Source organism: Bradyrhizobium diversitatis, from assembly GCF_016031635.1.
GTDB classification, from domain to species: Bacteria; Pseudomonadota; Alphaproteobacteria; order Rhizobiales; family Xanthobacteraceae; genus Bradyrhizobium; species Bradyrhizobium diversitatis.
The window spans coordinates 111,624-124,221 of record NZ_JACEGD010000019.1 but is presented as its reverse complement, the minus strand read 5'-3'; the positions used below and the strand labels follow the sequence as shown (position 1 = coordinate 124,221).

9 protein-coding genes are annotated in these 12,598 nt (G+C 58.0%); 6 read left to right on the top strand and 3 right to left on the bottom strand.

All coding sequences use genetic code 11. The features are described 5' to 3' along the window. Positions 1 to 12 precede the first annotated feature (12 nt). Positions 13 to 1,476, bottom strand: a complete 1,464-nt coding sequence (locus H1B27_RS21460; protein WP_197967429.1) for an endo-1,3-alpha-glucanase family glycosylhydrolase — start codon at positions 1,474 to 1,476, stop codon at positions 13 to 15. Between the two features lie 206 nt (positions 1,477 to 1,682). On the opposite strand from H1B27_RS21460, the gene H1B27_RS21455 reads away from it, so the two are divergent. Beyond that, positions 1,683 to 3,134 carry a hypothetical protein gene (locus H1B27_RS21455; protein ID WP_197967428.1) on the top strand — a complete coding sequence of 484 codons (1,452 nt, stop codon included), beginning with the start codon at positions 1,683 to 1,685 and terminating at the stop codon, positions 3,132 to 3,134. 4 nt (positions 3,135 to 3,138) lie between these two features. Here the strand turns inward: H1B27_RS21455 and H1B27_RS21450 are convergent, their stop codons facing one another. Beyond that, entirely contained in the window at positions 3,139 to 4,359 is a 1,221-nt protein-coding gene (locus H1B27_RS21450; RefSeq protein ID WP_061878794.1) for a lipopolysaccharide biosynthesis protein, read from the bottom strand. Between the two features lie 230 nt (positions 4,360 to 4,589). Continuing rightward, positions 4,590 to 6,089 (bottom strand): undecaprenyl-phosphate glucose phosphotransferase, encoded by a 1,500-nt coding sequence (locus tag H1B27_RS21445; RefSeq protein WP_197967427.1) that lies wholly within the window; start codon positions 6,087 to 6,089, stop codon positions 4,590 to 4,592. A 191-nt stretch (positions 6,090 to 6,280) separates the two neighbouring features. On the opposite strand from H1B27_RS21445, the gene H1B27_RS21440 reads away from it, so the two are divergent. The 5 genes from H1B27_RS21440 to H1B27_RS21420 all read left to right on the top strand — a co-directional run bounded on the left by H1B27_RS21440 (position 6,281) and on the right by H1B27_RS21420 (position 12,225). Beyond that, the gene (locus tag H1B27_RS21440) at positions 6,281 to 7,309 is read left to right on the top strand and encodes an ABC transporter substrate-binding protein (RefSeq protein WP_245312001.1); all 1,029 of its coding nucleotides are present in this window, start codon (positions 6,281 to 6,283) and stop codon (positions 7,307 to 7,309) included. Between the two features lie 802 nt (positions 7,310 to 8,111). After that, positions 8,112 to 9,416: a WcaI family glycosyltransferase gene (locus H1B27_RS21435; RefSeq protein WP_061878796.1), complete on the top strand. Its 1,305-nt coding sequence runs from the start codon at positions 8,112 to 8,114 to the stop codon at positions 9,414 to 9,416. Between the two features lie 153 nt (positions 9,417 to 9,569). Further along, positions 9,570 to 10,640 (top strand): GDP-mannose 4,6-dehydratase, encoded by a 1,071-nt coding sequence (gmd, locus tag H1B27_RS21430; protein WP_197967426.1) that lies wholly within the window; start codon positions 9,570 to 9,572, stop codon positions 10,638 to 10,640. Beyond that, positions 10,621 to 11,583 carry a GDP-L-fucose synthase gene (gene fcl / locus H1B27_RS21425; RefSeq protein ID WP_311976968.1) on the top strand — a complete coding sequence of 321 codons (963 nt, stop codon included), beginning with the start codon at positions 10,621 to 10,623 and terminating at the stop codon, positions 11,581 to 11,583. Before gmd ends, fcl begins: the two co-directional genes overlap by 20 nt. Positions 11,584 to 11,619: 36 nt before the next feature. Further along, on the top strand, positions 11,620 to 12,225 hold the full coding sequence (locus H1B27_RS21420) for a WcaF family extracellular polysaccharide biosynthesis acetyltransferase (protein WP_197967425.1): 606 nt from the start codon (positions 11,620 to 11,622) through the stop codon (positions 12,223 to 12,225). Positions 12,226 to 12,598: the final 373 nt, after the last annotated feature.

Here is a 12,598-nt window from a genome sequence, read left to right as displayed (position 1 = left end):
GACCGGAATATTCTAGACCGGTGGACGGGACGACGATCCGCCGTGATACAGCAAATCCTGATAGGCCGAGGTCTCACGAATTTCGAACGCGCTCGGGAGGTCTATGACGCTGGCGTCTCCGCGGCTGAGGCGAAAACTCACTTTGCCCGGCACCAGCGGAATTCGAAACGACGTGATTCCAGCTTTCGCCTTCAGGCTCTTCGCGCCTTTCGCGGTCACTATCGTGAGCTCGCCCGGCTCCTTCAAGAACGCAAGCAACTCAATGTCGTTCTGAGGCGGATCGGCAAAGCGGCTGACCAGATTTGTCGCGAACCTAAACGGTTGAGCAGAGCCGGTCCCAGCCGCCTCGGTGGACTCGATTCGGTGAAAATAGTAGAGCACGTCTTCGGTGATCGGCGGCATCGTGCCGTTCTTGAACCAAGCGATATAGAACGCAGCGAGATCATAAAAAGCATATTGAATGCTGGTGGACGGTCGAATTTCGGATCCTTCGGAATAGTCGTTCCAGGTGGCGATGTTGACCGCGTCGGAGCCGATTTCCATCGCCGCGGCCCAAGAGGCCCGGAATAATTCACTGTTGTGGCATTCCGAGAACCAGCGATTGTGCGGCCGGAAGTCCTGGGGCCACACCACGGATGCCCAGACCTTCCCGGCCTGCTTCGCCAACTTTCCTACTTTCTTGAGAAGAGGGATGTCGCTCAGTTTGTCGACCCCCCACATCGATGCGCCATCGATCAAATCCATGAAATCGATCGTTCTGCGCACATCGAGAAATGTAGGATAGAAGAAGACCTTCTCTCCGCTGGCCGTCAGTCGTTGCAACAGTTCCTTCCATCGGCCAACGTCCCATTGCTCGGGAGAAAAGGCCCCCAGGATCAGTCGGCCGTCGGATTGACGCGCAACGTGGGAGTTCCGCGCCAGCTTGAGGATCGCGTCGGCGATCGCGTCGACCGGTGTCTTCACCAGAATTACGGTATCGATCGATAGTATGACTTCAAATCCCGGCGGGCCCTGTTTGGCGGCCTCGAGCATGTTGCGTAGGTGGATCATGTACGGGGAGCCGTCGTCTATGCCTCCCATGTTGAACAGGAAACCATCCAGCCCGATGTGACGAGCGGCTTTGATCTCATCGAGCATGTCGAGCACAGCCCAGTTTGCCTCTGGGCGTGGAGGTCGAGGCAGGGGCCGTTCGCGAACGAAGCCGCCTTCGGCCCGAAGTTTACCTTGGGTCCCGTCTGGCGACATATAATCGGCATACTGATCTTTGTCCGCCGGCCAGTTATCGAACGAGGTCGGAAACCAATGCCAATGAGCGTAAACTTTCTTCGCCTTTGCTCCTGAACTTGTCGCGGCCGCCACCGAGGCCGGCATTGAAGATGCTCCCGCGAGGAGGATGCCGGCGGAGAGAAGCCGACGCCGGTCCATACGGGCGTGCAGCTTTAGGTCGTCGTTAATCCGGGCCGGGAAAAAGGACATTCAAGTAAGTATTCCGTTGATATCTTCTATATATTACAAGGATATCTCACCTGAGATTTGGCCGCAAGGTGAGCGAGTTCGAAGCGTTAACGCGACCGAGATATGTATTGTACGATCTGCACCGAGGCTGAACTGCGGTGGGATGTGCTCTTTCCAGAGCCGGCGCCGCAACGTGGAGCTTGGCGAACTCTAATGTTTTTTAGGTTATGAACCAGTTCTCGCGTAGTGCAGCCGCTTCCCAGTTGTATGTGACGCCGAAGAGCGTCTTCGACTATGTCGTGATCGGCTCGGCCGGAGCCTACTTGCTCCTCTCGTTCACCCAGGCCTGGTCCAGCCCGCGTGCTTCGTTGATCGCTGCCATGATACTGGCGGTGAACGGGATCGTTTCCCTATTCGGACTGAAGATTGCTCTGGCCAGATCTTACCTGCTGTTCGTTGTCTTCTTCGTCTTCAACCTTCTGTTTCTGGCCGTGGCGCCTCTTCAGCAGATCGGAAACGACTTCGATCCAATTCTGGCTGATGTAAGTCTCGTTGTGCCGGCCAGCGTCCTTTGCGCATTCATGACGATCGTGGGCCTCTGCTTCGTCGTCTATCGTCCCTTTCGAGCTCCCGAATCCCGCCCTAACCGGTTTCTGGACAGAAGCCTCGCCGCCGAGCCAAACCCGAACTACACCCTTCTGGCAGCTGCCTCGATGGTCGTATCGCTCGGATTGGTTGGTTATCTTGGCTCGTCATTGCTTCAGGTGAACCGCGAGGCTTTCGGTTCAGTGGTTGGCGAAAGCAAGATGATCAACATTCTGGTCACGGCATTCTTCCGGCCATTCACCCTGGTTGCTCCCGTAATCGGTGCCAGTGTCGCCTTGGCTCGCCGGAACACGGGCTGGGTGACATGCTTTGTAGTTCTGCTTCTGGCGGGTCTCTTCATCAACAATCCGCTCATTTCCGCACGTTTTCGCTCCTCGACATTGATCGTATTCTGCGTGCTTGCGATATTTGGTCCAAGGAGCGTTCGTCTGTTTCTTGTCACCTATTTCGCCGGATTGCTGGCGTCGCCCATATTCGGATCCATTTTCCGGTACGCAAACGTCTCTCTCGATCAGCGGCCGTTCTCCCAGTTCTTCGTCCATCCTGATTTCTCAGGCCTGGATCTGTTCTGCTATGCCATCATGTGGGTCGAAATGAAGGGCTTGGAATGGGGATCGAACATCATGGGGGCACTGCTGTTCTTCGTTCCGCGCGATCTTTGGGCGGGGAAGGGAAGAACAGTCGGCGAGATCATGCATGACTACATCTTCATCCTGAAAGGCTTCGGCACCGATAACGTTTCGGCTCCGCCGCCGATCGAGGGCTATTTCAGCTTCGGGATTGTTGGGGCGATGCTGATGTCGGTTGCGATCGTCTATGTTCTCGATCGGGTAGAACGTCGCGGCCTCGCTGCCCAAAGGCTGTCGCCGCTGTACTTCATTCTCTGTCTTTCGCCGATGCTATGCATGATCTTGCTTCGCGGCCCGTTTCAAGTGGGGTGGTCGGAATGGGCAATCCATAGCTCTACCGTCGTGGCTTCGGCGGTCATGCTCCTCCTCACCAAACGGACGGTCCATATTCCTGCACCCCCCTCAATCCGCCGCGGCTCAATGCCGGAGACGTCGCAGAATTGAGCGGCTAACCGGGCTGCGTTCGGATACGGCCCGAGGTTCCCTTGACTGCCACCCAAAGCGCCGCGGCGCCATTGGCAATCGCCAGCGACACGAACGCACCGGTAACGCCAAGAGCCAGGCAACTGGGAATCGCGATGACGGCGGTGATCGCCGCGGAGATCAAGCTGCCGGCCTGCATCAGGCCGAGCCGGTGATTGGCCCTCAGCCACATGCTCACGGTCGCGAGTGCGAGGGCGAAGCTCGTCGAAATCAATGCAACGGGGATTGATCCTCCGAGCGCGACATACTTGGCTCCGAAGATGAGAGAGGCCGCGTCGCTGCCGAACCAAATTGCCATGACGGCCAACGGAAGCGGAGCAAAGACGATCAGAGCCAGGATCAGCAGGTGAGGCGTTTCAATCTGGCTGATCCTCGCGACTGCAATGCGCGGCGTGATGAATCCTGAGAGCCCGCCAAGCAACTGCGCGAATGGAGCTATCACGGCGAACATCAGCCGATAGCTTGCAACGGCTTCAGGCGAGTTCAGAAACACGAACACGAACGGATAGATATTTGTCGTCGCCAGGCCGAGGAGGTTGTTGATCAGGAACGAATATCCCGCCCGGAAATGGGACTTCAGGGAGATGTTCTGGTTGTCGTTGAGCTTGCGTGGGATGTTTCGCCAAGCTGAGACAAGGAAGACCAGATTGCCGAGGATGAACGGTACGGTATATGCAAAGTGCGATTCCAGATTGACGTGGGGCAGCATCCAGGCTGACACGATCAGGACCGTTGCGTAAGCCGCTGCTGCGACGGCGGATGCCTGCACGTGTCCCTGAATGTGCATAATTCGCCGAACGAACTGGACCGGACCGGCAAAGCTGAAGAACAGGCAGGCGAGAGCTACAACGGTGAGCGTTTGCATCTCGTGAGTGCTGCTGGTCAAGACGAGTGCGCATCCTGCGGCCAGTGCCAGGCAGCAAAAGGATACATTGATCGTCCACAGGCGCCGTAACAATGATCGTTGACTGTCCTGTGCGCTGATTCCGGTCGCGATGATGGGATCGCAGATGACCGCGTGATGAGCGCCGATGAGAATGAGATAGCAGGTATATCCAAGGCTCAGCTCGGCGAATTCGGCCAGCGGCAGCCGGCGCGCGACCACCGCCAGGTAGAAGAAATTGGAGAAGCTGAAGATGACCTGCTCGCTGCCCAGAACGAAATATTTGATGAGGTAGGTTTTCATCTTCCTGAAATTGGATTGCTGCTGGCGGGCGCTAGGGCCTTAGCGGTGGTGCCCTCTTTGCGCAACGTTATAGGATGATGCGCAGCCCCGATGCGAGCTTGTTTGAGGACAGAGTTAATTGCCTGATTCTCATTCTGGGCGAACGAATCCACGATCAGGCGCGTGCCCATACGATTGGCGGCATCGCTGAATGAATGGAATGCCTCTACCGGATGGGGCGGGACAAGACATCAGTAGGCCACGGGATCGCGAGTCACTTGTACCACGGTGCGCAAGATGATCTTCGCGTCGAGCCAGATGCTCCAGTTGTTGATGTACCACAAGTCCAGGTCGACCCTGGATTTCATCATGTTGACGGTCAGCGTTTCGCCGCGGTAACCGTTGACCTGGGCCCAGCCGGTGATGCCTGGTTTGACGTGTTGGCGAAACGCGTAGTTGCTGATGACCTGCTCATACTCCGAGTTGTGCGCAGCCGCGTGGGGGCGGGGGCCGACCAGCGACATGTCGCCCAGCAGGACATTGAGGAGCTGCGGCAGTTCGTCGATCGAGGTCTTACGTAGCCATCTGCCGACCGGGGTTACGCGAGGATCGTTCCTGCGCGCCTGCAGAATGATCGGTCCATCTTCCAGCACGCGCATCGTCCGAAACTTGTAGATCTTGAAGGCGCGACCGTTGAAGCCGTTCCGGGTCTGCCGAAACAACACCGGGCCGGTCGACGTGCATTTGATCAGGATCGCGGTCATCAGCATGACCGGTGCGAACACCAGCAGGCCGAGGCTGGCACCGATCAGGTCGAACGCGCGTTTGAGAGCCTGTTCTTGTCGCGAAATTGGTGCACGCCGTATCTCTGCAATCATGCTGCTTCCGGCAGTCGTGACCGGGTAGCGCAAGAACCTCGAGACATCCGGATCGGAGACGAGATTTACCGGTATCGGAAGGATTCTCAGCGCGTCCGCGATCATGTCGATCGCGTGCCAATGATCCCACTTGAGCAGCAGGAACACCTGTTCGATCTGGTTCTCCCGCGCGTAGGCGACGAAGTCGTCGAGGCGCGGTCCGATCGACGGGATCAGCGCCGGCGAAGTCAGGCACTCCGGGCGGAGCTCCATGATCCGCGTGATCCGGTAGCCATGCTGTGTGAGCTCTGCCATTGCCTCCGATGACAGCAACCCGCGCTCGGCGATCGCCACGGCGCGGCGCCTGGCGAAGGCACCACCGTTCCGCAACGCCGTCGTGACAAATCGCGCAATGGCTGCCTTCGCCAGCAGAAGCAGGACTGGAGTGACCAGGTAGAACGAGATTATCGTGCCGCGCGAGACTTGATTGCTGGCCTTCATGGCGAAGGTGATAACGATCAGCGCGCTGAACAAGGCGGTCCACGTTGCCAGTGTCTTTTTGAATAGCTGCGGCAGGTCAGTAAAGTTTTTGAGAGCGTAGCCGTGCTGAACCTTGATCAGAAGTATAAAGTTGAGCGCAACGAGGAAGCTGAGTGCGGTGTAGACGTCGAGTTGGTCGTGCTCAGGCCGTGCATAGATCTGGTATCCGGCAGCGCAGCCGACGCCGCTTGCGACGATGATGATAGCGTCGGCCACAAGAGCCAGCAGTTCGACAATGTTGGGTCGCCACCATCGTACGACTAAACTTGCACGTGCCGGATTCGCCTCATCGAGAACGTGAATCTCTACCGGACTGTCCGCGGCGCAGGTCGGGCGAGCCGATGCAATTGTCATAATATCAACTCAGAAAAAGGAAGATCCGGTTGGGTGCTATCAGGAAAGGCCGTAGCCGAAACAAGACGAATGAAAAAATAACCTTACTTCTTGTGCTCTTATTATCCTAATTCTGCCATTTGGAACACAAAATTCGAAGGTCGGAAGGGGATACGTTCATGCGTCACCGACGACGGCGATCGGGATCAACGGTGACGCGCCGGGTGGCGATCGGTCTCGCGGCGCTGTCCGCAACCGGCATTGTTGTCTTCGCCTTGATTCCCGACGTTACGCCCGTCCACACCCCCGCCGATTCCTCGTTTCACGCCAGCTTCTTCCTGGATGGACCTTACTCCGCTCGCTTCGCCGGCGAGATGATTGCTGCCAAGGAGGGCTATTTCAAGCGAGGCGTCGCAATGAGAGCCCTTCCAGACGATCCCAATTTCGTCGAAACGGTTGCGAGGGAGAATGCAATCGGGGTGACGACGGGCCAGAAGTTCTTGCTTGCGGTTTGGCGAGGGGCTCCTGTCACTGCCTTTGCAGCCAGCTTCCTTGACACCTCGGTGGCGATTTTCGCGCTGGAGCGGTCGGGCTTGCATCGGCCGGATGACCTCATCGGCAAGCGCATCGGTTGCCGCGAGGGGAGTGAGGCAGAGGTCGTCTTCGACGCCATGATGGCCAGGCTTCGATTGCCACGTAGCCAGATCGTCAAGGTTTCCGACCGGGCCAACTTCCAGGCACTGAGATCCGGGGATGTGGACGCGATCGTTGTCCCGATCGATCAGCAGCCTAGCCAGACAAGCGCGGACTACGTCCCATTGAGCGTCATGAAACCCCAGGACTACGCAATCCACGTGCCTGGGCAGGTTTATTTCGCCAGCAATGATCTGATTCGAGAGCGGCCGTCCGCAATTGCCGATCTGTTGCACGGCTTGGTTCGGGGGTGGCAATTTGCCTATGCCGATTACAGCCGGGCGATTCCGATCATTGTCGATTTTGACCGGTCCGGCCTCGCTCCCGAGCGCGTCAAGTTCGAAATGGAGCAGCAGCGGTCGCTGGTGCTGCCTGTCGGCGCCCGAATAGGCGAATACGACGAAAGTCGGTGGCGAACCCTGCGCGATATCCTGGTCTTCGCGGGTCTTGGCAGGGAGAACGCCCCGCTGTTTCAGGCTGTCAGCACACAATTCATCAGGGGCGAGTACCGGCGAGCACCGGAAAAGGAGGGTGCCGGCGCCTTCTAGCGGCCCCGATTCGATATTCCGGGCTGGTGGATGAATACGCTATGGTCCGTTGCCTTTTTCCGATCCCGTTGATAAATAATCTGCTCGATATCCGGCTGAATTTTGAAATATTCTGATTTGGTGCATTTCGTCGCCGGTTGGCGAGCGCAGGGGAAGGTGATGGCAAAGCAGACTATCCGGCGTTTGGGGTTGTTGGTATCGGCAATGGTCTTGTTGGCCGGGCCGCAGGCAATCGCTGCGATGCAGTTGCCGGCACCCGTCGTCCCGACGCCGGCCGAACACGTATTCCCGGTTACCTTCTGGGCTCAACCATATCCATACCGCTATGTGCCGCGGCGGCGTTGCCCTCAAGTCCGCGTGGAAACTCCCTACGGTTGGTATTGGGATCGGGTCTGTATAGCGGAGACAAGCCCGGTCCTTCGCCGGCCTTACTAGGCGGGACGTTTCTCGGAGAGCTTGCGTTGCTTGTCGCGCTTGACGGCTCTTGACGGTACGCGTTCATCATTAAAATGATCCTTTCTTTACTCCGTTAATGAGAGCTGCCACCACCTCGCAAGCGAAAGTGCGGGGAGCGACAGACTGGTACCTTGCGCAAGCGCACGTACTGGCCCGGAGCGAAGTTTTTCTTTCCGACGATTGGCGGGCCTTACCGAGCGTAGTCCCCTCGATTTCGCACCGGAGTTCAAGCGGCGATTAGCCGCCGCGGCAGCGATCGTTTCAGCGGAGGCTGCGAAGCCAAAGCGGTGATCCTTGGCTGTCTCGGGTTCTTTGGATACGAGTTATCGTTTAGGATTTGGATTGAATGCGTATTCTTTTGGTCGGCATCAATTACGCTCCCGATCTGATCGGCGTGGCCAAATACAATACGGAGCTTTGCGAAAGCCTTGTTGCCGAGGGCCACGAGGTGAGGGTCGTTACGGCGCCTCCCTACTATCCGGCCTGGAGCATCCCAGCCGGTTTGAGTGGCTCCTATTTCAGGCGCTCGATGATGGGGGGCGTGGGCGTCATGCGAGCGCCGATCTACGTTCCCAAGCAGCCGACTGGTGCAAAGCGTCTGATTCACCACTTGTCCTTTGCACTGACAAGCTTGGTGCCGGCGCTGATCGATGCATATTCCTGGCGGCCCGACATCATAATTTCCGTCGCGCCGTCGTTGATGTCGGCCCGGTTTGCTTCCTTTGTTGCTCGTCGCACCGGTGCTAAGTCGTGGCTTCATGTGCAAGACTTCGAAATTGATGCCGCATACGGTCTAGGACTGCTCCGGAATGCTTCCCTACGGAAGGTGATGCTCAAGGCGGAGGCGGCGGTCCTCAGGTCGTTTGATCGCGTTTCCAGCATCTGTCCGCAAATGGTGGAGCGTTTGTGGGACAAGGACGTCGATCCGCAAAGAACGACCGAGATCCGAAACTGGATCGACACGGATGTGATATTTCCCCGTCCGAAGCAGACCAAATATCGCGCATCCCTGAATATCGACGAAGATGACGTCGTTGCTCTCTACTCCGGGACCATGTCGGCCAAGCAGGGACTCGACCTCCTCGTCGAAGCCGCCGCTCTTCTTCGGCGTAATCCGCGACTGCATTTCATTCTCGCTGGTGAAGGGCCGCACAAGGCAAGACTGGTAGACATGGCCTCTGAGAATCCGAGAGTTCATTTCCTGGGACTCCAGTCGAACGAAAGTTTCAACGAATTGTTGGCGACGGCTGACCTTCACGTAGTCCCGCAGAGGGCGGAGGCGGCCGACCTTGTATTGCCGTCCAAGTTGGGGGCGATGTTTGCGTCCGCGCGCCCCGTCGTCGCGATGGCAGAACGGGGCACGGGGCTTGCTGCCGAAGTGCAGGGTGCCGGTTTGCTCGTTGCGCCGGGAGACGTTCGATCGCTTGCAGATGCCATCCTTCAGCTAAGCGAAGATCCTTCTCTTAGCGAGAGGCTTGGCGCAGAGGGACGAAAGCGTTCCATCGAACGTTGGGACCGCCGCACCATCGTGCGTCGCTGGATCGAGAGCATGAGTTCGATTTGCGATCTGCCGGGTAGATCTGAACACGGGACGGGTGTGGTTTCCGAGAAGGCGACGACATCGATCAATGACGCTCTTCGTCTGTCCTGACGTGACACGTCAGAATGTCTCCGGCGTTAATGATCAGTCCCTGCCACGATTGACCTGCATGGAAGGTCGCTTCTACATGACAACGGTGGTTGAGCCGTTCCATCGTTATCGTATTTGTTTCCAATCCCGGCGGTCAACGGCAGGTTTTCGCATATGAGTGGGCGTGTTGCGCTAATTACGGGCGTCACTGGACAAGACGGTGCATATCTCGCCGAGCACCTTATATCGCTCGGTTATGTCGTTCATGGCATCAAGCGGCGTTCGTCTTCCTTCAATACTGCTCGTGTCGATCATTTATATCGCGATCCGCACATTGGCGATGTGCCGTTCCTGATGCACTACGGCGACATGACGGATTCCACCAACCTGATCAGGCTCGTGCAGCAGATCAAGCCGACGGAGATCTACAATCTCGCGGCGCAGAGCCATGTCGGCGTCAGTTTCGAGAGTCCCGAATACACCGCTAACGCCGACGCAATCGGGGTACTGAGGCTTCTGGAGGCGATCCGCATCCTGGGCATGGAGAAGGAGGCGCGGTTCTATCAGGCATCCACGTCCGAGCTGTATGGGCTGGTGCAGGAGATCCCGCAGAGGGAGACAACGCCGTTCTATCCGCGCTCGCCCTATGGTGTCGCGAAGCTCTACGGATACTGGATCACGGTCAACTACCGCGAGGCCTACGGGATGTTTGCCAGCAACGGCATCCTGTTCAACCACGAGAGTCCCATCCGCGGTGAAACGTTCGTAACCCGCAAGATCACGCGCGCCGTGGCCCGCATCGAGGTCGGGATCGAGGATACGCTTTACCTGGGCAATCTCGAGGCGAAACGAGATTGGGGGCATGCCAAGGACTATGTCGAAGGGATGCACTTGATCATGCAGGCGGACAAACCGGACGATTTCGTGCTTGCCACTGGCGAGACCCGCTCGGTGCGCGAGATGGTCGAACTCTCCTTCAAGGAGGTAGGACGCGAGATCGAATGGCGCGGCAAGGGCGTTGATGAGACTGGCATCGACAGAAGCACCGGCAAGACGGTGGTTCGAATCGACCCGACCTATTTCCGCCCGACCGAGGTGGACATTCTGGTTGGCGATGCGAGCAAAGCGAACAGGGTGCTGGGTTGGAAGCCGAAGCGGACGTTCGGCCAGCTCGTGCACGAGATGGTGGCAAGCGATCTGAAGGATGCAAGGCGGGAGCTATCGAGTGCCAACCACAAAGTTTGATCTGAATGGCAAGAGCGTCTACGTCGCCGGGCATCGGGGGATGGTCGGTGCTGCGCTCGTGCGCAGGCTCGCGCAAGAAAACGTCCGGTTGCTCACCGCGAAGCGAACCGAAATCGACCTGATCAACCAAGCTCAGGTGTCCGATTGGTTCGCAAGGATGCGGCCGCAGGTCGTGTTCGTCGCAGCGGCCAAGGTGGGAGGAATTTCCGCGAACGACAAGCTTCGCGCCGAGTTCATCTACGAGAACATCGCAATCGCGGCTAACGTCATCCACGCTGCGCATACAAGCGGTGCCGAGAAGCTGATGTTTCTCGGTTCATCCTGCATCTATCCAAAATTTGCGCCTCAGCCGTTGCGCGAAGACTCGATCTTGACTGGTCTGCTTGAGCCGACCAACGAGCCCTATGCGATCGCCAAGATCGCCGGCATCAAGATGGCAGAGGCTTATCGACGCCAATATGGCTCTGACTTCATTAGCGTGATGCCGAGCAATCTCTATGGCCCCGGGGACAACTATCACCCGGAATATAGCCATGTCGCAGCGGCCCTGATCCGACGCTTTCACGAAGCCAAGGTCGCCGGAAGCAAGAGCGTCGTGGTCTGGGGAAGCGGTTCGCCGCGTCGCGAGTTTCTCTTCGTCGACGACATGGCGGACGCCTGTATTCACCTGATGAAGAACTATTCCGACGAGAGGCCGATCAACATCGGGACCGGCAGCGACATCACCATCGCTGAGCTCGCCCGTATGATCGCCGGTATCGTCGACTATCGGGGGGATATCGTCTTTGACCCGACACGCCCTGACGGAACGCCGCGCAAGCTGCTTGATGTCAGTCGCCTCTCAGCACTCGGGTGGCAGGCCAAGACTCCGTTGGAGGCCGGGATGCGGCGCGCCTATGAGGCCTACCTGACGACCCAGGCATCCGCCATAGACGACCGGTGAAACATAGTCCTCCCTCTGTCGGCCGAACTTACCAGAATGCGCGAGTTTCAGAAGCTGGATCAGTTTCGTGTACCGCCGGGGTTTCGCGGACGGGGAGCGGTCGTCGTGCTGCTTTGGCAGGTCGTTCAATCGACACTCTTTGCACTTTCGCCTCAGCCCTTTTTTGCATGGCGGCGCTTTCTGTTGCGCCTGTTCGGAGCAAAGATCGGCCGCAAGGTGCTGCTGCGCCCGACGGTGCGCGTGACCTACCCCTGGAAGACTGAAATAGGGGACTATTCCTGGATTGGTGATCACGTCGAACTGTACAGCCTGGATTGCATTTCAATCGGTTCTCATTCGGTCATTTCGCAGCGATCCTATCTCTGCACGGGATCGCATGACATGGCCGATCTCGCGTTCAGCTACATCACCGCCCCGATCACGGTCGGCGATCAAGTTTGGATCGCCAGCGACGTGTTTGTTGCGCCGGGCGTGAAGGTGGGCAGAGGCGCCGTCGTCGGCGCGCGGAGCACCGTACGCGAGGACGTTCCTCCCGAGGTCGTGGCCATTGGCGAGCCCGCGCGGGTCGTGCGCGATCGCCTCGCGTCCGATGGGGACAAGTCCTGCAATGCAATCTCGGAGCCATCCGATCCGCGCCGCTGATTGGCTCGAGCCACGGGCCTCGGATTCCTGATCCTGCGTCGTCTTCCGGTGGACACGTGCAGATCATGATGCAGATCCAGTACAACCTGGCTGACCAAAGGGCCGTTGATGTGCCAACCATGGAGCGATTGCCTGGAGCGGCGATGCGATCAATAAGCTCGGGCGTCTAGGCCGACTTCATCGCAGAGATCCATATGAGCAGTAGCGGTTCGTCGCGGCTTTCGGCGCTTCGGTCGTGGCGAGATCGACGACCGGACGGATGCCGCGCTGCGCCTTCAATTCCAGAGCGCTCACGGACCGGCACAGGTCTGAGTTGCAATAAGTTATCAATTCAATCGTAAGCTATATATATGTAGGCGGCTCCTGGGACCTG

Excerpts from the sequence above, each read along its gene's own strand:
- H1B27_RS21460 (WP_197967429.1), bottom strand. The coding sequence starts at position 1,476 with ATGTCCTTTTTCCCGGCCCGGATTAACGACGACCTAAAGCTGCACGCC.
- H1B27_RS21455 (WP_197967428.1), top strand. The coding sequence starts at position 1,683 with ATGAACCAGTTCTCGCGTAGTGCAGCCGCTTCCCAGTTGTATGTGACG.
- H1B27_RS21450 (WP_061878794.1), bottom strand. The coding sequence starts at position 4,359 with ATGAAAACCTACCTCATCAAATATTTCGTTCTGGGCAGCGAGCAGGTC.
- H1B27_RS21445 (WP_197967427.1), bottom strand. The coding sequence starts at position 6,089 with ATGACAATTGCATCGGCTCGCCCGACCTGCGCCGCGGACAGTCCGGTA.
- H1B27_RS21435 (WP_061878796.1), top strand. The coding sequence starts at position 8,112 with ATGCGTATTCTTTTGGTCGGCATCAATTACGCTCCCGATCTGATCGGC.
- gmd (WP_197967426.1), top strand. The coding sequence starts at position 9,570 with ATGAGTGGGCGTGTTGCGCTAATTACGGGCGTCACTGGACAAGACGGT.
- H1B27_RS21420 (WP_197967425.1), top strand. The coding sequence starts at position 11,620 with ATGCGCGAGTTTCAGAAGCTGGATCAGTTTCGTGTACCGCCGGGGTTT.